Here is a 21,055-nt window from a genome sequence, read left to right as displayed (position 1 = left end):
AGGCTCAAATTATCTAGCTACACCTGATCCTACTTTCTCCTTACAAAACGTTCATGCCACCTGAAACATTGATAACGCGCTGAAACCCTAATTTTTTTAATACTTTTGCTGCTTGCTTACTCCTCATCCCGCTCTGACAAATAACGATTATTTCCTTATTTTTATCTAATTGATTTGCTCTACTAGCTAACTCATTTAGCGGGATATTCTGAAATCCCTTCATATGATTTCCTCTATATTCACCTACTGTACGAACATCGATAAACTGCTTTCCCTGTTTTCCCACTATACTCTTTAATTCTTTTCCATTTATATTTTGAACACCTTTCACCGGTAAAAAACGTGAAATAACAAACCATACAGCAATTACAATGAAAAGCGTACTTAATATTGTATTCATATAACCAACCTCTCCGCCTTTACAAAACTAGTTCTTCACTACGCCTTCTTAATCCAAAACTTCAGCACATCGTCCTCTATATTATGCTTTACTATTTCATGACCGCCTGTTTTTGACCATGCTGGAATATCTTTTACTGATCCTTTATCCGTTACATGTACTTCTAACACTTCTCCAGTTTGTAAAGTATCCATCGCTTTCTTCGTTCTTACAATCGGCATTGGACATGCTAAACCTTTCGCATCTAATACTTGTTTTACATTCATCATCTATTCCTCCAGTTTGTTATTTTATAATGAATCATGAACTGCACAACGATTTGGGCCAATCTCCATTTCACGTTCTTCTTCCACACTCGGATGAATTTTCCCCATATTCGTTTGACGAATTTCTTCATATGCATTTGGCTGAGGCGGTAAATTCTCTGTCACAGTTTTACGAAACTCTACCTCATCGGCAATATTTAACCCTACATTCTCCTTAAATAAATCTTGTAAATGCGCACTCACAATGCCTCTGTCGTCCATTTCACTTATTTTTGAATAATGAGCTGGTAAAACAATTAAATCTTGAGATAATTCCTTATAACGTTTATATAAAGTATTTCGTAAATCCCCTACCCAGTCTTCCGCCTTCCCAGCAAGATCTGGACGCCCGATTGAATCTACAAATAAAATATCGCCTGATAATAAATAGGAATCATCTACAATAAATGATGTACTTCCAATCGTATGCCCCGGTGAGTGTAATGCGTCAATTCCAATTTTGGTACCCCCCACCGTAATAACAGATCCTTCAACAAGCGGTTTATATGAGAAAACGACTTCCTCCGCATCTTTTGGAGGTAACCAATACGTACCACCTACTTTTTCAGCTAACTTACGTCCTCCAGAAATATGGTCTGCATGTAAATGTGTATCCATGACATTCGTAATAGTAACACCATGCTCTTCCGCAAAATCTTCATATGCTTCAACCGTTCTGACTGCATCAATAACTGCTGCTTCACCGTTTGAGACGATCATATAAGATAAACAGCCTTTTCCAAGACGGTTAAATTGATATACACTTCCTCCGCCCTGTACATCTCCTACTTTTAACGGCTTTACATATTCACTCCAAGCTTTCATACCACCAGCTAAATAATAAACATCATTGAATCCGGCATGTAACAATTGCTCTGCGACAAACTGCGAAGAACCTTCTTTCGCACATACGACTAAAATTTCTTTCTCCCTCGGCAATTCATCTACAATATGATCTACACCATCTAATAAGTCAAAATACGGTTTATTTATAGAAGAAACTTGTTTCCCTTCAATTTTCCAATCTTCATAGTCCGTTTCATTACGAACATCTAAAATAAACAATTCTCCGAATAAAACTTTCTCTGCGACACCTTTTGCTTGTAACAGTTTAACACTCATTCAATTACCCCTTGAGGTATATTTATATTTAAAAAATTTTATTTTTCTATATTTCCTTGCCACTCTAACATACCTGGAATGACATTTTTCACGTTTGAAAAACCTCTCTCTTTCAACACTTGGCAAGCTACATCACTACGGTTACCAGTTCGGCAAACAACATAAATTGGTTTCGCACTGTCTAACATAGCACTATCTATTTCACCTAATGGAACCGAAATGGCAGATGGAATATGACCAAAGGCAAATTCCGCCGCTTCACGAACATCTACTACAATACACTCTTCACCACTTAATAATAGATCTTGCAATTCCCCATTCGTAATTGTATGAGGATACTTCACAACTTCATTTACTTCATGTTCATGGGATTTTCGTACATAATGCTTTAATATATCTCCCTCTTGTTTCGTTCCGATATATTGATGCCCTACTTTACTTGACCAACTTTGAATATCTAGCATAGAACCTTTATCTGTCGCCTCTATTTCAATAACTTGCCCTGATGCCAACCCTTCCATCGCCTTTTTTGTCTTCACAATTGGCATCGGGCAAGCCAAGCCTTTACAGTCTAAATTCATATCAACTTTTATACTCATAATCATTTCCTCCCTAATCAGCATACATATACCTGTAGGGGTATAATAAAATGTTTTTGAAAATCTGTCAACACATACGTTTGACAGATTATCGGCTTTTTACAAGTAATTGAACGGCTTCTTTAATTAACTCTTCATTTGAACCATTACCTGTTTCAAACTGCTCGCGCAAACATTGCTCTAAATTTGTTCCAACAACGAGTCCAATTGTACGATCAAGTGCAGAACGGGATGCAGTTAACTGTGTAATAACATCTCGGCAATCTTTTCCCTCTTCCATCATGCGAAGCACACCACGAACTTGACCTTCAATACGTTTCAATCTATTTTTCATATCTTGATTATATTCCACTGTAGATCACCTCCGTAATTATAACTATATTATACATTACTTTGTAACTTTGTATAATATCATATACCCTTAAGGGTATATTGTAAAGTGGTTTATTTTTTTGAAATCTCCTAGAGTATAGTAAAAATGCAAAAGCCACTGATTTTATTGGCTTTTGCATTTCTTAACTACACTGCATTGTAGTCCAACTAATTCATTTCATTTACGAATGAAGGAATCTATCGTTCCATTGTCATACTTCCTATAACCTCTTTGTAAAACTATAATCCATTTCTCCACCTAACGCTTCAGGTGTATCACCAGTTTCTCTAAAATCATGTGTATAAATTTGTTCAAATGAACCGAAATCTACTTGCTTATAAAATTCGAAACAAGGGAATCCATCATGTTCCCCTTGAATATCGATACTACCATCCTTGTTCACACATACAGTTAATAAATAGTCCACAGGAGGGGCATACACATTTAACGGATTACTAGCGCTTGCACTCATTTTGAATTGCACACCATCAGAATTCCATGAAATATCCGTACAAACAATATTTTCAGTACTCGCTTTTCCTGTTCTTTTATTCACAGAACCATCTGGATTTGTGACCTTCTCTGTCGTAATACCCGTGTTTGCATATGAAAACACTTCTTCTTTATAAAAGTCCACTACTACCTCTTGCTCAACTCTAGAGCGCATAGTATTTACCGCATGTGGTGTAAATTCACGTGAATCACCTTCAAACTGGATTACTTTCCCTGTTTGTGCATCCTTCCGCGGTTCTGTCCAAGACATTGGAATAAATACACTGGCTCTTATTTTAACGATATTCGTCATAAGAAACACCCCTATAATTCTAATTTTATATACTGCATGCTATTGAATAAAATAGACCACAATTTCAATCCTAGAACCAATAGCTTTCTCTTTTACGTTTGCTACTTCCTTCTAAAAAATAGCGCTATATTTATATCTAGATTTTCGTTTTAAAGCTATATTCCATTTCTCCAGCTAGTGCTGCTGGGGTATCATCCGTTTTCCTGAAATCATGTGTATATATTAATTCAAATGAACCAAAGTCGATTTGTTTATAAAATTCATAGCAAGGAAAACCATCATGTAAACCTTCAACATGCACAGTACCACTTTCATTAACTCGTATAGTCAAAAAATAATCAGCTGCAGGTGCTGCCGCGTTTAACGGATTACTTGCACTTGCTCTCATTTCAAATGAAACTTCATCTTCACTCCATACAATATTTGTACATGCAATGTTTTCTGTACTTGTTTCTCCTTTTTGATACTCAATTGAGCCATCTGGATTTGTAATTTTCACAGTAACGATACAAGCATCTGCATATGTGAAAATTTCTCTTTTATAAAAATCAACAACCACTTCTTGTTCTAATCTTGAACGCTTTGTGTTCACAGCGTATGGTGTAAATTCACGTGCATCTCCGGCATATTCAAACACTCTTCCCGTCGCAGGATCCTGAATAGGTTTCAGCAAAGCATACGGTGCAAATACACTCCCTCTAATTTTAACGATATTAACCATGTGAAACCTCCATAATTCATTGATTTTATTTAGATAAATCATTATTTGTTCTATTACTATTATATAGTCAATTTGATTGACTATATCCTGTATAGTACAATAGATTCTACTTATAGTCAATTCAATTGACTATAAGTAAGGAGGTTATATACATGACTCATCAAACACTTAACGAACTAGATCTTACTTCACTTTTATCACTATCCTTCAGTACATTAATTACTGAACTACACGACAAATTAAGTGAATTGGGATTTGAAGATATTAGGCCCGCACACGGTTTTATGTTCAAACGTATCCTTCCTAATGGAGCAACCGGTATAGAACTAGCTGAATATTTAGGGGTTTCAAAACAAGCCATAAGTAAAATGGTAGATTCTCTTGAGAACAGTGGTTATGTCACGCGCCAAACGCATCCTACTGATAAAAGAGGTAAAATTATTGTTTTAACCGAGCGTGGTTTAGCAGTAATGAAAGCAAAAGAAGAAATAGTAGCTGAAATAGAACAACGATGGATTGCAAACATAGGTGCAGAACGAATGCAAATGCTTAAAGAGGATTTAACAACATTCGTTACTAAAGAAAATACAGGAAAATTATCATCGAGCATACGACCTGTTTGGTAAACAAAAACTCCATATAAAAAACGAATCCATTTTGATTATTCTTTTTCAAAATGGATTCGTTTTTTACAGCTTTATTAAAATCATTGATTCCTTTAAATTTTGTTTTAAATATATGGGATACCCATATTTTATACATTATATAATTCCGTAACTCTCTGCACGATCAACTCTGCCGTATTCTCCGCTGGCGGCATCAACAAATTTGTAACCGGCCCATACACAACAGGATTTAATTCCACTTCATACCCACCATATGCATACTCCTCTTTTGTCGGTAAGTAACCAATATATCCATTCGTATAGCCACCAAAGAAAGCTAGTTCATTTTGAAGACTCTCTTTCATTTCCACAGCAGTTTCTGAAAAAGGTTCCATCGGTATACCAGAAAACATCCCCTCATTAATTTGAAACATGTGAATTTCTAAATCGATACTTAACTGCCGAATACCTTGCTTATATTTCTCTAAAACGATAGTAAGCCATTCATCCGTATTCACACCCCACTGCCTCTCAGCTGAGCGAGCCATTCTTCGTATCTCATCAATTTCGGGCAGATCCTTCAATCTCATTTGCATCGTACTCGAAATAGTTCTTAGCTTTACAATTGGTCTATATGTAACTGTTGGTAATATCGTTAACACATGTCCACTAAGTACGTAAGCCATTTGTTTTAATGCTTCCTGTGAACCACGATACTTCGCATTCACATTTCCAGTGGCACCTTGAACGATAATAACAGGACAGTTTACTATTTTCTCCAGAATCTCTCGCGTCATTCCAGGATAATCTGCTGATAATACATCGCTATCCCCTTTTAAAACATTCGGATGAGCAGTACAAAATACAATGACCCCAGCTAACTCCTTTGACTCAGCATTTCTCATTGCTAAAACACCAATTCTTTTATCTACAATACCCTCTATATTTATGCCCATCTTTGCTTTTCCATCAGGTGTCCTCTCTCTTCGGTTTACTCCAATATCACCTGTCGTAACATCCCACCCAACTTCACATGACCGCATATTATTATTCGCAGTAATAACACCCTGCACTACATTATTTAGTAAAATCGTTTTATACGACTTTATTAAAGGATGATCACCGACTGTTTCCGGACCAGAATGAGTATGTGTATAAACGACAGTTATTTGCTCAAATGGTACATGAAGCCTACTCGCTACTCGTTCACGAATAATATTCGTATCTTCTACTAACATTCCAATGTTATCAATACTTATAAATACAGTCTTCACTTCATCTTTTTCAAATACAAAGATTGTCCCGTAAATGTGCTCTTCAATATTATTAATTCCTGTATCTCTATGGTATCCAATAAAATCAATACCTAAAGGCGGCGTAATATCCACCTGACATACCCCTACTTTGCTCACTTGAATCGCTCCATTTCTATATGTAACTCCCTTTCTTCAAGAATAGCATATTTACCATTTTCAAAATAAAAAGAACGGACAAGAAATTCTATGTCCGTTCTTTTCATCACACATACTTCCGATGCACCATCTTCCCATCATAAGAAAATACAACACCCTTACTCTCCACCATCGACTCCATATGCACTGTTCTTCCCCATAGCTGATGAAGATACGGTAATACTTTTTCTAAGTATTTTAAATCTAACTCAATTCCTTCATAGCTATGTTTAATGTACAATTCCCCATTCTTTAAGTAGTCTCCATCTTCTACTACTAAGTACGGGAAACCTCCATTTGTGCGCATATTTACGAGTTGATCGCGTACATGCTCCCATTCTTTATCAATTACTTTATATTCTTTTCCTTGGCGCTGGAATAAGTACATATCTTCTCTCATTACAAGTTTTTTATTTAAATAGTTTCTTAGGAACGATACATCCCATTCAATTTCCCGTACTTCAAAGATTTTGTCACGACCAGAACCAGGTTTCACACCGCGTCGTTTCATTTCTTCTGTCGGGTTGTTATAGCGCTCTTCAATATCTTCGAACATTTTAATACCGAGGTAGTATGGATTAATACTTGTTTTTGATGGCTGTACGACACCTGCATTTAATTTCGCAAATTCAATTGCTTCACCAGATGTTAAGTCCATTTCACGAAGTATGCGTTGATGCCAGAAGGAAGCCCAACCTTCATTCATAATCTTCGTTTCAAGCTGTGGCCAGAAGTATAACATTTCTTCACGCATCATCGTTAATATGTCGCGCTGCCACTCTTCTAGCTCACGGCTATATTCTTCAATAAAGAGGAGTAAATCTTTTTCTGGCTGCGGTGGGATTTTCTTCTTTTTATGCATATTAGGTCGTTCTCTCTTTTTGTTTCGATCATCTAAATTCCATAAATCATCGTACTGTGATATCTTTTTCTTTTCTACATCCTCTTCTAAATCTTCAATACTCCATGCAAGTTTCGGACGCATAAGCGATGGATCAATATGTTCTTGAATGGCAAGTACGGCATCTAAAAATGTTTCTACCTCTTCTCTTCCATACTTATGTTCATACGCCTTCACACGATCTGCTGTCGCTGCCATACTCTCCACCATATCGCGCTTCGTATTAGAAAAACGAATATTATTTTTGAAGAAATCACAATGTGCTAAAACGTGCGCCACGATTAATTTATTTTGAATTAAAGAATTCGTATCTAATAAAAAGGCGTAACATGGATTAGAGTTAATAACGAGTTCATAAATTTTACTAAGTCCTAAATCGTATTGTAATTTCATTCTGAAAAATTGCTTTCCAAAACTCCAATGCGAAAACCTCGTCGGCATCCCATATGCACCAAATGTATAGATAATTTCCGCTGGACATACTTCATAGCGCATCGGATAAAAATCAAGACCAAATCCAGTCGCAATTTCCGTAATTTCAGCAATCGCATATTGTAGTGCTTTATCATCACTTGCTCTCATTATTTTCCCTCCTTACACTTTCCCTTAAGAAAGTGTATGATAAGGAACAAGCTTTCATGAGGATTGATTGCATAATAAAAAGACACCCTCTTAAAAAACGAGAATGCCTCTTTCTAATTAACCTTCTATGATCTCCATCTTCTCCGTAATCGGTGTACGCGCTTTTCCTTCTGGTGCTTTATCGAAATAGCCGATATGAAGAATTCCAATGATGCGTTGACCTCTTGTTAAACCGATTCCTTCTATAAATAGTGGATTGTAGTTTAATCCACCTGATTTCCAAACACAGCCTAATCCGCGTTCCCAAGCAAGTAATTGGAAGTTTTGCATAAATGCACATGTTGCAGCGTAATCTTCGTCACGTTGAATTTGACGCGGATCTTCATTAATGTAAACAACGATTTGTGCAGGTGTGCTTAAGAAACGATCAGATAAAATTTTGCCGCGTTTTGCTCTTTCTTCTTCTGTGAAAGAGTTTAGTACTGCGTCCACTAATTTCTGACGGCCTTCTCCAATGTATAATTTACAATTCCATGGTTCACGGTGTTTATGATTCGGTGCCCATGTTGCGTCGTTTAATAGTTCAATTAATAGCTCTTTTTCTACTGCTTTATTTGTAAATGTACGAACAGAACGTCTTTCTTTAATAACGTTTGCGATGGAAGTATATGTAGTCATATTTTTCTCTCCCTTATTTTTATCTATATGTATAAATCCGTCATTGATATTGATTTTCAATTTCGATTATAACCTAGTTTTTCACTATTAATCAATGTTTTATGTTGGAAAACCATGAAAAACTTCTTTTTATACTGTGAATAAAAAAACTTAACTTGTTCACAAGTTTTTCACATTTTATGGAAATGATATGTGTAAGTTTTCCACATTACCCATCTAGGAGGAGTTTATATGTACAAGAAAATCGCAGTAAGTATGACTATGGCAGCATTATTGTGCGGGATATCTGTCTTTCCTGCTTCCGCTGCCACGCCAAAAGAAGTAACAATGCACCATCATAAGCCTATTTCAGAAGAAGAAATGCAGTCGCTCGAAAAACTCGGCTATAATAAACATGAAATTTGGAAAGCTGCCCACATTGCAAGAATAAGTAAAAAAGAAATTAAGGACGTTTTAGCTTACTATAAGCAAAATAAATCTTGGGAGAAAACAGCCGAGCATTTCGGTGTAGACCCAAGTAAATTGAAAAAGCATCATATGAATAAAGAAACGAAAAAAGCACTACTGCAAAAATTAGCAAATATGCAAAAGTCCACACCAGATGGACTGAAACAAAAAATGAAAGAATATAATATCGGCTTACGCCAACTTACCGTGTTAACAATCATCTCTCAAAAAAGTAATACCCCTCTTGACGATGTACTAAAAATGAAAAAAGATGGGATGGATATTAAACAAATTGCGGAAAAATTAAATGTTAAAAAAGAAGATATACGGGCAGAAATGATTAAATTAGTGAAGTCTATTAAAGAAAAGAAAACAAATTAGCCTGTCAAAAAGGAAGAGATATTCAATACTCTTCCTTTTCTTTATCCCGCTATTTCTGGGTAGTAAAACTCCCACCTCAAAATTCGGCTGGAGCAAAGAAGTTAGGTGGGAGTCGTGCTGCCCGTAAAATCCAGATTATTAGCCTTCACTTTATGAACTTTCAATTTTCAAGTATAAATTCCCGTCTTTCCCAAAAACTAACACAAGTAAATGATGTGTGTAAGGGGTGAGGAAATGTTCCGTGTATCATCTAAAAAGAAGAAAAAAGCACTCTGTTCTATTCCGGAGTTTATCCACACTATGAAAGAATCCAGTGATTTCGTGTCTTATAACGTAGTAGACGATGGAACATTGTGTTTGTTTTATTATAAATCTACAGCTGAATCACTCCTCATTAATCGATTCATTTTAACACCTATTAAAAGAGAATTAGATCACATTGAAAATATAAGTGATATAGCAAATATCGTCACACTCGAGGACATCATCACCAACCCTTCTATTGATGATATTCGTGAAAAATTATTAAGTGGGTATGTACTTATTCAGCTAAAAAATGATTCTCACTCAGCAGAATATGCACTTATTCGTGCTGAAAGTTCGGTTTTAGGTACACGGTTATATAACGATACAGAGAATGAATATAGTGTCATCGGTCCAAAAGTCGGCTTCGTTGAGAATATCGATACAAATATACACTTACTTCGGCGAAATATCGTAACAGAACAATTAGTTTTCAAAGAAGTTATAGTTGGTTCTATATCAAAAACAAAGGTCGTAGTTGCTTACATCGAAGGCATTACAAATGAGCAACACGTTAATACTGCGATGCAGCGCCTACAAGGCATTGACTTTGATGTTCCTTTCGATGCGACTATGATCGAACAATTTATTAGCGATAATAGTAACTCGCCCTTCCCTGTTTTACTACCTACAGAGCGCTTAGATCGTTCTGTTTATGCACTCATTAATGGTGGTGTTGTCATTTTAACAGATGGTTCACCATACGCATTAGCTGGACCGGCGACATTACTCGATTTCTTCGTATCTCCAGAAGATTATTATTTACCATGGATAGCAGGCTCATTTCTTAGATTGGTTCGTTTTTTCGGAGCAGCATTCTCTCTATTTTCATCAGCTATTTATACAGCTGTATTAACGTATCACTATCAAATGATTCCCGCAGATTTACTTGGACCAATTATTTATTCCCGAGCCAATGTACCATTTCCACCTGTTTTGGAGGCACTTTTTTTAGAAATTACAATCGAATTACTGCGCGAGGCTGGAGCTCGTTTACCGACTAAAGTTGGTCAAACGATTGGTATTGTTGGAGGGATTGTCATTGGCCAGGCATCTGTTGAGGCTGCTTTAACGAGTACTATTTTATTAATTGCGGTTGCGTTATCTGCACTTGCTTCTTTTACAACACCAACAGTAAAAATGTCTTCCACTATCCGGATATTACGATTTCCTCTCATCATTTTAGCTGGAGCATTTGGAGGTGTAGGGCTAATCGTCGGATTTGTATTCATATTAGCTCATTTAATTCGCTTAAAATCACTTGGATCACCTTATTTATTACCTTTATATCCATTTCGCGGGTTAGGTACAGCTGAGGGGCTCCTTCGTCTTCCATTTAGTCAAACTGCAGGACGGGCTTCTTTTCTAAGACCAAAGAAGAAATGGCGCTATGATCCAAACCAAGCGAAAGAAAAACGCGACGGTGAGGAAAAATGAAAGATATTTTATTACGCTCTTCCATTATCATTTTAATTTTTCTATCCGGCTGTACACAATCTAACATAGTAGATACACAGCGGATTATTCATGTGGGTGGATTCGATATAACGAAAGAGAAGAAATTTCGTGGGACGATTCTCTATCCAGATTACACAAAAGGAGTGCAATCAAAACCAGAAACTCAATCCACTACCGCTGGTACCATTGAAACAATCTCTTCACTTCTAAACGCAAAATCACCACATACGATTGCTGTAGGTCAAATGCGCGTTGTCCTATTTGGAAAATCATTCGGTGAACGTGGAATCGGAGACATTATTAACAACTTACAACGTGACCCTAACATTGGCCGAGATGTGCAGCTAGCGCTTGTAGACGGTTCAACAGAAGAATTACTTAAACATGTCAAAACAAATGGATCGCTATATCTATCTGATTTATTGGAGCAAAATATAGAAACGGAGACAATCCCTCGGATGGCTTTAAATATTTTTCTATATAATTTTTATTCATCTGGCTGTGATCCATTTCTTCCTTACATTCAAGTTGCAGAAGACAAGTCTGCTTCCATTAAAGGACTCGCTTTTTTAAAAAAGGATAAAGTAGCTATGTATACAGATAAAACAGGATCTTTTTTATTTAAATTACTCATTAATCCAACTAACAATGGACGTTACGAAGTTCCGATACGTCAAGGTAAACATAAAGGCTTAATCGCAACCCAAAACTTATCTGGAAATAGTGTTTGTTCCCTTTCCGACGCCGGTGACATTCCGAAAGTTCACATTCGACTGAAATTAAATGGACTTATAAAAAATTCCCCTGACTGGCTTGATTTATCAAAGAGCGAAAATGTAACTTACGTAAAAAAACATGTAGAAAAGACACTTGAAAAACATTTAAACGAATTAATAAAACAATTCCAAGAAAAAGAAATCGATCCAATCGGTATACGTGAAGAAATTCGTAGTCACTCAAGAAAATGGAGCATGAAACAAATTCAAGAAATGTATCCTAGCGTAGACGTTGCAGTTAATGTGAAAATTAATGTCGTACAATCTGGTATCGGAGAATAGTGAGGTGCTGTAATGGCTGGTCAAGATAAAACACATACTGTTTCCCCTTATTTCACATTTCTTCTATTACACTCCCTTCAAATTGGAGTAGGTGTGTTAGGATACCAAAGGATTATTGCGCAATATGCCGGTTATGATTCTTGGATTTCTCTTATTGTTGCGGGCATTGCAACTCATATCGTGCTATTTTGCATGCTTAAAATGTTAGAAAAAGATAATGATTTAATGAATATTCATACGACATGTTTCGGAAAGTGGCTTGGAACATTTTTGTCCGTATGCTTTGCTGCATACCTTCTATTATTTTGCCTTACTGTCCTTCGTACATATATTGAAGTCATTCAAGTTTGGGTCTTCCCTACAATTAAACCGTGGAAATTAACTTTATTATTTTTACTTGTGACTTACTACGTAATTAAAGGTGGTTTTCGCTCTGTAACAGGAATGTGTTTTTGGGGCGTCGTAATACCGATTTTCGTCCTATTTTTCTTAGTTTTCCCAATGAAATACGCGCATGTCCGTAACATTCTCCCAATTCTAACTCATTCACCTTTAGAAATTCTAACTGCAGCGAAATCATCTGCATTAGAATTTCTTGGATTTGAAGCAATTCTTGTTTTTTATCCATTTATAAAAAAAGACAAATCATTAAATAAATGGGCGCACGGTGGTATTGCTTTTACAACAATTCTATACGTAATACTAGCCATCATTTCCCTTATGTACTATAGCCAAGGACAACTACATCATACAATTTGGCCAACATTAACAATGCTAAAAATCATAAAGATTCCTTTTATCCAAAGGTTTGAGTACATCATTATTTTCATGTGGTATCTTATTATTTTACCTAATCTTTGTTTAACAATTTGGTCTTCTTGTTGCATTAGTAAAAGGTCTTTTCACGTACCATTTAAAATTACACTTCCATTTTTTATTGCAGCTATATTTATTTCATCCTTATTTTTCACAAACCGTGAGAGTATCAATACATTAAATACAATACTATCTCAAGCTGGTCTGTATATTGTCTACGCTTATGTACCAATTTTATTTCTATTCCATTCACTACGATGGCGCTTCAAAAATCAGTCGAAAAAATCTTCACCCGACACACCATGATATTTGATACAATTTGGTTAATACATTTGTAAAGGGGACAAGCGAATGAAAAAGTATGTATTTTCTTTACTTGCAGTACTGAGCCTAATTCTTGTTGGATGCGGGAGTACTAGTACAAATGACAAAAAATCTTCTGAATCAAAAGAAGAGCATGACCATGCCACGCACACTCAGCAAGCTGATATTCAAGAAAAGACAAAAGGAGTCGACACACTCCCTACCTTCCTAGACAAGCTTGATCCGCAAATGAAAGATATCTACACTGTCGCTGGACAAAATGCAGAGCTATTAGATTGGATTCCATGTTACTGCGGTTGCGGTGAGAGTGTAGGACATAAAAACAATAAAAACTGCTTTATTCGTGAAATTAAAAAGAATGGTGAAGTTGTTTGGGATTCCCACGCAACAACTTGTGTCAACTGCCTAGAAATCGCGGTTGAATCGGCTTCCATGAAACAAAAAGGAAAATCAACGCTCGAAATTCGTAACTATATCGACAATAAATACAAAGAAGGGTATGGCAAGCCAACACCTACGCCAATGCCAAAAGCATAAAAACGAGGAAATCCCTCGTTTTTCTCTTTTCATTCACCTTTTTTCTTAACAAATTCTTTCAAGTGTATTTCTCCTTACTTGTCACACACTATATATAACTCCTCGGTAAGGAGGGTACACAGTGCAAACATATAACGACTATGATAAAGCTCTCTATTACACGTATTGCTGTAATTGGGATAAATTACTCGTTCTCATGGTTCAAACGAACGATCAATTATTTTCTAAGCGTATTGAGCATTTTTTACACGCTTATCAATACAGTAAAGAACTACCAGAAGTTGATAAACAATTGCAGCTCCTATTTCAATATATTGACCACGCATCCCAAAAGTCACATGTAGAAGAAGTAGAGCAAATTCAAATGTAAAATATAGCGCTATTCTCTTTATGAGAATAGCGCTTTTTTAAAATGTTTATATCAATAAAAGTTTCTCCTTATAAAACTTTTATTGATAAACATATTTTTTCTTTCTTTTCCCTACCACTTCATACTATAATTTAGTATGTAACTATTATAAGTGAGGTATAAAATATGGGACGAGAAAAAAAGCAAGAATATGCTTTACTTACTGCATGGGGAGCTTCGTTTATTGCTACATTAGGAAGTCTATACTTTTCCGAAATTATGAAATTTGAGCCTTGTGTCCTTTGTTGGTATCAACGTATTTTTATGTATCCATTTGTTTTATGGCTCGGTATCGCTGTAGTAAAGAAAGACTATCGCATTGCAAGTTATTCTTTACCAATCGCAAGTATTGGTGCTTGTATTTCTTTATATCACTATGCAATTCAAAAAATCGCAGCATTTTCAGCTGCTGGGGCAGCTTGCGGCCGCGTACCTTGTACGGGAGAATACATAAACTGGTTCGGCTTTGTGACAATCCCGTTTTTAGCACTTATCGGCTTTATCACAATCGCTATTTGCAGCTTTATTGTAATTAAAAACAAATAAGGAGATGAAAGAATGAAAAAAATGCTTATATTTGGTGGTATTATTATCGCCTTGTTTGCAGCAATTTTCGCTGTAACACAAATGGAAGAAAAAAATGCTTCAACAAGCCAAAAAATTGATAATGCTACTAGTCAAACAGATGGTTCTGACTACTACACAAATAAAATCTCTCTTTCAGATCTCCAAAAGAATTTAAAAGAGAAAAAAGAAGAAACAGTATACTTTTATCAAACATCTTGCGTTCATTGCCAAAAATTATCTCCTATCGTAGTACCAATGGCTAAAGACTTGAATGTTGATATGAAAGTTATGGATATTGAAAAATTAGATGCTCCTTGGGATGAATATAAAATTAAAGGAACTCCAACAATCATTCATTTTAAAGATGGTAAAGAAGTGAGCCGTATTAGCGGCGAACAACCGGAGGACAAATTAAAAGAGTGGCTTGAGCAAACGAAAAAATAATAAGAAAAGGAAACTCCTTCTATACATGAAATGGGCGTAAAATCCCACACTAATGTATGAGGAGGGGGTTTTATGCCAGAAGTGAAATGCTCTGTTTCCAATTGCTCATTTTGGGGACAAGGTAACCTTTGTCAAGCAAGTGCAATCGTTGTTCAACCTGATGCACAAGAGGCAGGTCAAATTGAAAACAGTTCATATACAAACGCTACTTTAACAAACGAGACGCTTGAAAGTTCTGTAACAACGAGTGTAGAAACGTGTTGTCATACATTTAAACCGAAATATTAAACGTAAAAGCATACGATTAGTCGTATGCTTTTTTACATTCCTCTCCAAACATCATGCATCATAAAAAAGTACAAAATAACGAGAAGGACCGTCCCGCATAAAGTAATGCGCCGATATACACTCTTCTCCCCTTCCCTCGCTTTAACAAATGCCCAAATAAATCCAACGAACAATATTAAATCAATATATGGAACATAAAAGGAGAAGACGAGTAACGCATATAAATACACGATAAATAAACAAGTCGTGATTAAGAAAATTTTAAATGCAAATTCACTTTTCATAATGTGACCGCCCCCCAGTCTGTACTGTATTATATTCAGCAAAACATAATAGTTGCTGTTTCAATTTTTTTATCTCACTATTTACAGGCGCTCGATTGGTATGAAATCATCAAAACCAACTAAACTTCATCACAAATAAGCTACCGCCTATACACGGTAGCTATTATGGAACATTATATTTCCTTTTATATATGTTACTTAAAATCGAATAAGGTAATTGCTCATAACGAATTTTTTCTCCCGTTACATCTACAATATACAAATTGTTTCCTATATAATAGGTTCCATCTTTTCGTTTGGAATACACTGTATATTTTTCATTTGGCAATACCGTTTTTACTTTCGTCAATTGTCCATTTGGTTCTTGCCAATATATATTTACACGATCTACTAACGTAAGCATTCCAATTTGTTCTTCTTCTACTTTACGACCATTCCAACTCACAACCCGATAACCAAGCTTATACGCTTCATATTCGGGACTCGTATGAAAACGAGAAATAATTACTTTCGTCTGTAATTGTACCCGGTCGTATAACCATTGTATGTCCCGATCGTGCATGCGAATACAACCATTCGACTCCCTGCTTCCAATCGTCCATTCCCGATTTGTTCCATGAATTGCATATTCCTTTTTATCTAGACCTAACCACCTCGTACCGAGAGGGTTATTCGGAGCACCCCCAGCTATTTTTTTACGATGGTATTCTTTATTTTTATATTTAGTTATAATACAAAAATTACCCTCAGGCGTCGGGGTCCTGTCTTTTCCTGTCGTTATCGGAAATGTCTTAGTATAGTTTCCATCTTCAAAAAAAGACAGCTGATTCGTCGTAAGGTTAACTAATATTAAATGATCTGTATTAGCAAAAACGCTAGCTGGCAGGCAGAAAAATAGGATTACGATAAACCATACTTTCTTCATCTAAATCCTCCCTAGCACTAACATCATAATAAAGTGAAACTTTACTCGTTGGGGGATTTTGTCCATCCCCACTGAGGATTAGCCTTCACCAATCGAGCATTTACGGACATTTATCTCCCACCTAACTTCCTTGTATTCACCGAATTGTTAGGTAGGAGTCTTACTGCCCGCAAATAGCGGGATAAAGTGAAACTTTAATCAGTGGGTGGGGTTTTGTTCATCCCCCACTGATTATTAGCCTTCACCAATCGGGCATTTACGGGCAGTTAATCTCCCACCTGAATTTTGAGGTGGAATTTTACTGCCCGTTAATGCGGGATAAATACAATTAACTTTACTTTGCTCTTATAAATGAAAACTATCCATTCACAATTACTCCACCATTTACATGCATCATCTGTCCCGTTACATATGCCGAATCACTAGACGCTAAATATACATATGCAGGCGCTAATTCATACGGCTGACCAGGCCTTTGCATAGGAACATTACTCCCAAACTGTGATACTTTTTTCTCATCAAAACTGGATGGAATAAGCGGTGTCCAAATTGGGCCTGGTGCAACACCATTTACACGAATTCCCTTTTGTACTAACGACTGAGATAGCGATCTTGTAAAAGCGACAATCGCTCCTTTCGTTGCAGAATAATCAATCAACGTTTCATTTCCTTCATACGCAACGATAGATGCCGTGTTTATAATTACATCCCCTTGCTTTAAATGAGAGAGGGCTGCTTTTGTAACATGAAAATAAGAAAAAATATTAATACGGAACGTTTTTTCTAGCTGTTCCGCTGTAATATACTCTAGTCCTTGCTGCGGATATTGCTGTGCGACGTTATTCACAAGAACATTTAGCCCCCCTAGCTGCTGGGCGGTCTCTTCTACAATCTCTTTACAATGTTGTTCATTACTCAAATCTCCCGGCAATAATACACAATTCACGCCTTCTTTTTCCACAAGTTGTTTCGTCTCAGTTGCATCTTCGTCCTCATCTAAATAAGCAATCGCAATATTTGCTCCCTCTTTTGCAAAAGCGATAGAAACAGCTCTTCCAATCCCGCTATCTCCTCCTGTAATTAATACATTCTTTCCTTTTAACTTTTCACTTCCTTTATAATTTGGATCTTCAAACTTTGGAAGAGGATTCATTAACGATTCAATACCAGGTTGTTTATTTTGATGTTGTGCTGGCATTGTTAAAAAGTTTTTTTGCTGCGGCATAACTTCCTTCAACTCCTTTCCCCTTATAATGCGCACAATAAAAAAAACTACTTACACATTAAAGAACCGCAATGCACACACAGTTTTACGATTAATATTCGAATTTACGACATAAAATATGAGTTGTTCTAAAGTTTTTATGCAAAACTATTGCAAAATAGTTAAAAAACGAATATTATATATAACTGTTGTGAAAATTATTCGTAAAAAGAAAGGATGTTTATATGTTTAACCTTTCAAAACATAAAACTTCTATTAAAACTGAAATTATGGCAGGTATTATTACCTTTTTAACAATGGCATATATCATTGTCGTAAACCCTGTCATCCTTGGGGATGCAGGTGTTCCGTTTGAACAAGCATTTACAGCTACAATTATCGCTGCTGTTGTCGGAACATTATTTATGGCGATCTTTACTAATTTACCAATCGCAATTGCACCAGGTATGGGATTAAATGCTTACTTCTCTTATTCTGTTGTAAAAGCCCATGAAGGCATGACTTTCGCAATTGCATTCTCTGCTGTATTCGTAGCAGGTATGATTTTAATTTTGTTATCATTCACATCTTTCCGTACGAAATTAATGGAAGTAATTCCTGAGAACTTAAAACATGCACTTACTGCTGGTATCGGTCTTTTTATTGCTTTTATCGGTTTGCGCTTAACGGGAATTGTTACAAAAAATGATGCAAACTTAGTTGGGCTTGGCGACCTTCACTCTGCTCCAGTTCTACTAGCATTAGCTGGCCTTGGAATTACAATTATCCTTATGTCTTTAAATATAAACGGGGCACTATTTATCGGAATGTTATTAACTGGTATTATTGCTTACTTCACAGGTCAATTAACATTCTCAAGCGGCGTTACATCAATGCCTGGATTACCAGAAGGAATTATCGTTTCAAATCCAATTACTGCTGTATCTGATGTAATTAACTACGGATTATACGGCGTTGTGTTCTCATTCTTCCTTGTTACACTATTTGATACAACTGGAACACTACTTGGCGTTGCACAACAAGGTGGATTTATGAAAGATGGAAAGCTTCCAAAAGCAGGACGAGCTCTTCTATCTGACTCATTCTCAGCAACAATTGGAGCTATGTTCGGAACAACACCATCAACAGCTTACATTGAATCATCTGCTGGTGTTGCAGCTGGTGGTCGTACTGGTTTAACAACTGTTACAGTAGCTGTTCTATTTGCATTAGCAGCATTCTTCGGACCGTTAGTGAGCGCTGTTTCTGGCGTTTCAGCTATTACAGCACCATCACTAATTATCGTTGGTAGTCTTATGATGGGCTCAGTTCGCCACATCGATTGGGATACATTCGATGAAGCATTCCCAGCATTTTTAGTAATCTTAAGCATGCCACTTACATCAAGTATCTCAACAGGTATTGCACTTGGATTTATTTCATACCCACTTATGAAAGTGGCAAAAGGACAATTCCGTGCTGTTCACCCACTTGTATATTTATTCGGGATCTTGTTCGCTTATCAATTAGTTTTCTTACCACATTAAAATCCCTCATAAAGAGGGATTTTTTCATAAATAAAAAAGGCTGCAGAGAACTCCTTCTCCACAGCCTAATTATTATTTTTGCAAAAACGCCTGTAAATCTGCAAATTGTCTCTTTGCATCTTCATAGCCTTGCTCATATAAACTTTGTAATTTAGCCGTATCCTTTTCCATACGATCTACTTGAAGCGGCACTTCTGGGCGAATAACAAATAAATTACCAGCTTGCTCTTCTTTTTCAATGTAGTGAAGTGTTTCATTATACACTTCATAACGATTCAGCATCGTATTTACAAGGTTTGGATACTTCTTATAAGCCTTTGCTGCAATCCAACCAAATTTTGATTTTTTCTTCGCGTAACCATGATTTCTCGTCAAAATAACGACTGATTTTTTAAATCCATCTTCCTGTGCTTTACGAACTGGAATCGGATCTGAAATCCCGCCATCTAACAATTGCTTACCTCGGTAGTTTACTGCCGGTGCAATGAAAGGTAATGAACTAGATGCTTGCAATAAATTTAGTGCATCATCATTCGTTCCCTCTTTTTCAAAATAAACAGACTGTCCTGTTTCACAATCAGTTGTTCCTACAAGGAAACGCTCTGGACTATTAAAGTATGTTTCAAAATCAAACGGTACATGCTTTTCTGGAATTTCATGAAAAATGAATTCCATATCAAATAGCTGACGTTTTTTCCACAAGTTTTTATACGATAAATACTGCGGATGTGATGCATAATCAATATTTACTGTTTTATTTCTATTTCTTTGTCTGGAAAGATACGACGCTGCATGACAAGCACCAGCTGATACACCAATTACATATGGAAAATATAAATCTTGTTCCATAAAATATTCTAATATCCCGCCCGTATATACACCACGCATACCGCCGCCTTCTAATACTAACCCCGTATTTTCAAGCATGTTATTCTCTCCTCTTTATATATATTGACTCTTTAATTATTCACTATGTTAAGTATCTTTTTCTATTATATATGAGTTCTTTCAGAAATTATATTGAAAAGGCTTGAAATGGAGGGGTTTTTCTTCCAATTATATTTCCAAATGACCAGAGACATCCTTTATAAACCTTTGAATAAAATCTTGCTCTTCTTTCGTATATCCATCTAAAAGTAACAGCCACTTTTCTTCAGCTTGTTTATGCAATTTTTCATGAGCTTTATATATTTCATTTCCTCTTTCCGTTAAGCGGAAGAAAATTTCTTTTTGATTATCTAACATTTGCATTTTCTCAACGAATTGCTTTTGAAACAACTTTGTACAAATTTTAGAGATTGCGCCTTTCGTCATTCCCATTTCTGTTGCAATAGCAGTTACATTCATCAGACCATTTTTTCCGATACACTCGATAACATGTAACTCAGATAAAGACATACCACTTACACCTGTCTCACGAAGAAACTTCTCATTATTTTCTTTCAAATGCTCTTCTTTTTTATGAAAAAGTGTACGAATATCCGAAAGTATTTCCATTTGTTTCGCTGTACGTTCCAATCC

26 protein-coding genes are annotated in these 21,055 nt (G+C 36.1%); 11 read left to right on the top strand and 15 right to left on the bottom strand.

Going from position 1 to position 21,055, the window contains the following annotated elements:
- Positions 1 to 40 precede the first annotated feature (40 nt).
- The 7 genes from JFT95_RS02345 to JFT95_RS02315 all read right to left on the bottom strand — a co-directional run bounded on the left by JFT95_RS02345 (position 41) and on the right by JFT95_RS02315 (position 4,325).
- A complete protein-coding gene (locus JFT95_RS02345) occupies positions 41 to 400 on the bottom strand; it encodes a rhodanese-like domain-containing protein (RefSeq protein ID WP_002010729.1) in 360 nt (119 codons plus the stop codon).
- Positions 401 to 438: 38 nt separating this feature from the next.
- Positions 439 to 669, bottom strand: coding sequence for a sulfurtransferase TusA family protein (locus JFT95_RS02340; protein ID WP_002010727.1), 231 nt, complete (start codon positions 667 to 669; stop codon positions 439 to 441).
- Between the two features lie 21 nt (positions 670 to 690).
- Positions 691 to 1,827, bottom strand: a complete 1,137-nt coding sequence (locus tag JFT95_RS02335) for an MBL fold metallo-hydrolase (protein ID WP_201051270.1) — start codon at positions 1,825 to 1,827, stop codon at positions 691 to 693.
- Positions 1,828 to 1,865: 38 nt separating this feature from the next.
- Positions 1,866 to 2,426 carry a sulfurtransferase TusA family protein gene (locus JFT95_RS02330; protein WP_002140458.1) on the bottom strand — a complete coding sequence of 187 codons (561 nt, stop codon included), beginning with the start codon at positions 2,424 to 2,426 and terminating at the stop codon, positions 1,866 to 1,868.
- An 88-nt stretch (positions 2,427 to 2,514) separates the two neighbouring features.
- Positions 2,515 to 2,778: a metal-sensitive transcriptional regulator gene (locus tag JFT95_RS02325; protein WP_000456201.1), complete on the bottom strand. Its 264-nt coding sequence runs from the start codon at positions 2,776 to 2,778 to the stop codon at positions 2,515 to 2,517.
- Positions 2,779 to 3,019: 241 nt separating this feature from the next.
- Positions 3,020 to 3,604: a DUF3238 domain-containing protein gene (locus JFT95_RS02320; protein WP_002140456.1), complete on the bottom strand. Its 585-nt coding sequence runs from the start codon at positions 3,602 to 3,604 to the stop codon at positions 3,020 to 3,022.
- Positions 3,605 to 3,740: 136 nt separating this feature from the next.
- Entirely contained in the window at positions 3,741 to 4,325 is a 585-nt protein-coding gene (locus JFT95_RS02315; protein ID WP_002140455.1) for a DUF3238 domain-containing protein, read from the bottom strand.
- Between the two features lie 152 nt (positions 4,326 to 4,477).
- On the opposite strand from JFT95_RS02315, the gene JFT95_RS02310 reads away from it, so the two are divergent.
- Entirely contained in the window at positions 4,478 to 4,951 is a 474-nt protein-coding gene (locus JFT95_RS02310) for a MarR family winged helix-turn-helix transcriptional regulator (protein ID WP_002087475.1), read from the top strand.
- Between the two features lie 128 nt (positions 4,952 to 5,079).
- On the opposite strand, the gene JFT95_RS02305 is transcribed toward JFT95_RS02310, so the two are convergent.
- The 3 genes from JFT95_RS02305 to JFT95_RS02295 all read right to left on the bottom strand — a co-directional run bounded on the left by JFT95_RS02305 (position 5,080) and on the right by JFT95_RS02295 (position 8,542).
- A complete protein-coding gene (locus JFT95_RS02305) occupies positions 5,080 to 6,342 on the bottom strand; it encodes a neutral/alkaline non-lysosomal ceramidase N-terminal domain-containing protein (protein WP_201051269.1) in 1,263 nt (420 codons plus the stop codon).
- A gap of 106 nt (positions 6,343 to 6,448) precedes the next feature.
- Positions 6,449 to 7,864: a stage V sporulation protein SpoVR gene (gene spoVR, locus JFT95_RS02300; RefSeq protein WP_012260354.1), complete on the bottom strand. Its 1,416-nt coding sequence runs from the start codon at positions 7,862 to 7,864 to the stop codon at positions 6,449 to 6,451.
- Between the two features lie 117 nt (positions 7,865 to 7,981).
- Complete coding sequence (locus JFT95_RS02295) at positions 7,982 to 8,542, bottom strand: nitroreductase family protein (protein ID WP_044444615.1); 561 nt, start codon at positions 8,540 to 8,542, stop codon at positions 7,982 to 7,984.
- Positions 8,543 to 8,773: 231 nt separating this feature from the next.
- Between JFT95_RS02295 and JFT95_RS02290 the strand changes: the two genes are divergently transcribed.
- The 9 genes from JFT95_RS02290 (at position 8,774) to JFT95_RS02250 (ending at position 15,574) form a co-directional block, all read left to right on the top strand.
- Complete coding sequence (locus tag JFT95_RS02290; protein WP_002087481.1) at positions 8,774 to 9,370, top strand: hypothetical protein; 597 nt, start codon at positions 8,774 to 8,776, stop codon at positions 9,368 to 9,370.
- A gap of 234 nt (positions 9,371 to 9,604) precedes the next feature.
- Entirely contained in the window at positions 9,605 to 11,110 is a 1,506-nt protein-coding gene (locus JFT95_RS02285) for a spore germination protein (RefSeq protein WP_088038947.1), read from the top strand.
- On the top strand, positions 11,107 to 12,189 hold the full coding sequence (gerYC, locus tag JFT95_RS02280) for a spore germination protein GerYC (RefSeq protein WP_201051268.1): 1,083 nt from the start codon (positions 11,107 to 11,109) through the stop codon (positions 12,187 to 12,189). Before JFT95_RS02285 ends, gerYC begins: the two co-directional genes overlap by 4 nt.
- A 12-nt stretch (positions 12,190 to 12,201) precedes the next feature.
- Positions 12,202 to 13,311, top strand: coding sequence for a GerAB/ArcD/ProY family transporter (locus JFT95_RS02275; protein WP_201051267.1), 1,110 nt, complete (start codon positions 12,202 to 12,204; stop codon positions 13,309 to 13,311).
- A 45-nt stretch (positions 13,312 to 13,356) separates the two neighbouring features.
- A complete protein-coding gene (locus JFT95_RS02270; RefSeq protein ID WP_002140449.1) occupies positions 13,357 to 13,866 on the top strand; it encodes a PCYCGC domain-containing protein in 510 nt (169 codons plus the stop codon).
- A 121-nt stretch (positions 13,867 to 13,987) separates the two neighbouring features.
- On the top strand, positions 13,988 to 14,236 hold the full coding sequence (locus JFT95_RS02265; protein ID WP_001195459.1) for a YhdB family protein: 249 nt from the start codon (positions 13,988 to 13,990) through the stop codon (positions 14,234 to 14,236).
- Between the two features lie 165 nt (positions 14,237 to 14,401).
- The gene (locus tag JFT95_RS02260) at positions 14,402 to 14,821 is read left to right on the top strand and encodes a disulfide formation protein C (protein WP_002140448.1); all 420 of its coding nucleotides are present in this window, start codon (positions 14,402 to 14,404) and stop codon (positions 14,819 to 14,821) included.
- A gap of 12 nt (positions 14,822 to 14,833) precedes the next feature.
- Positions 14,834 to 15,286, top strand: a complete 453-nt coding sequence (locus JFT95_RS02255) for a thioredoxin family protein (RefSeq protein WP_002029885.1) — start codon at positions 14,834 to 14,836, stop codon at positions 15,284 to 15,286.
- A gap of 72 nt (positions 15,287 to 15,358) precedes the next feature.
- Positions 15,359 to 15,574 carry a DUF1540 domain-containing protein gene (locus JFT95_RS02250; RefSeq protein ID WP_002029883.1) on the top strand — a complete coding sequence of 72 codons (216 nt, stop codon included), beginning with the start codon at positions 15,359 to 15,361 and terminating at the stop codon, positions 15,572 to 15,574.
- Positions 15,575 to 15,606: 32 nt separating this feature from the next.
- Here the strand turns inward: JFT95_RS02250 and JFT95_RS02245 are convergent, their stop codons facing one another.
- From JFT95_RS02245 to JFT95_RS02235, 3 genes are all read right to left on the bottom strand, one after another.
- Positions 15,607 to 15,858: a hypothetical protein gene (locus tag JFT95_RS02245; RefSeq protein ID WP_002029881.1), complete on the bottom strand. Its 252-nt coding sequence runs from the start codon at positions 15,856 to 15,858 to the stop codon at positions 15,607 to 15,609.
- Between the two features lie 163 nt (positions 15,859 to 16,021).
- The gene (locus JFT95_RS02240; RefSeq protein ID WP_002029880.1) at positions 16,022 to 16,783 is read right to left on the bottom strand and encodes a L,D-transpeptidase; all 762 of its coding nucleotides are present in this window, start codon (positions 16,781 to 16,783) and stop codon (positions 16,022 to 16,024) included.
- Between the two features lie 358 nt (positions 16,784 to 17,141).
- Positions 17,142 to 18,008, bottom strand: coding sequence for an SDR family oxidoreductase (locus JFT95_RS02235; RefSeq protein ID WP_002087502.1), 867 nt, complete (start codon positions 18,006 to 18,008; stop codon positions 17,142 to 17,144).
- A gap of 224 nt (positions 18,009 to 18,232) precedes the next feature.
- Between JFT95_RS02235 and JFT95_RS02230 the strand changes: the two genes are divergently transcribed.
- Positions 18,233 to 19,534, top strand: coding sequence for an NCS2 family permease (locus JFT95_RS02230; protein WP_002029878.1), 1,302 nt, complete (start codon positions 18,233 to 18,235; stop codon positions 19,532 to 19,534).
- A gap of 72 nt (positions 19,535 to 19,606) precedes the next feature.
- Here the strand turns inward: JFT95_RS02230 and JFT95_RS02225 are convergent, their stop codons facing one another.
- Positions 19,607 to 20,461, bottom strand: coding sequence for a patatin-like phospholipase family protein (locus tag JFT95_RS02225; RefSeq protein ID WP_002140445.1), 855 nt, complete (start codon positions 20,459 to 20,461; stop codon positions 19,607 to 19,609).
- A 129-nt stretch (positions 20,462 to 20,590) separates the two neighbouring features.
- Positions 20,591 to 21,052 (bottom strand): MarR family transcriptional regulator, encoded by a 462-nt coding sequence (locus JFT95_RS02220; RefSeq protein WP_002125351.1) that lies wholly within the window; start codon positions 21,050 to 21,052, stop codon positions 20,591 to 20,593.
- Between the last annotated feature and the right edge of the window lie 3 nt (positions 21,053 to 21,055).

Origin of the sequence: Bacillus sp. TH17 (assembly GCF_016651125.1) — a bacterium.
Taxonomy (GTDB): domain Bacteria; phylum Bacillota; class Bacilli; order Bacillales; family Bacillaceae_G; genus Bacillus_A; species Bacillus_A mycoides.
The sequence above is the reverse complement of the archived record's forward strand: the minus strand, read 5'-3'. Positions and strand labels throughout refer to the sequence as shown.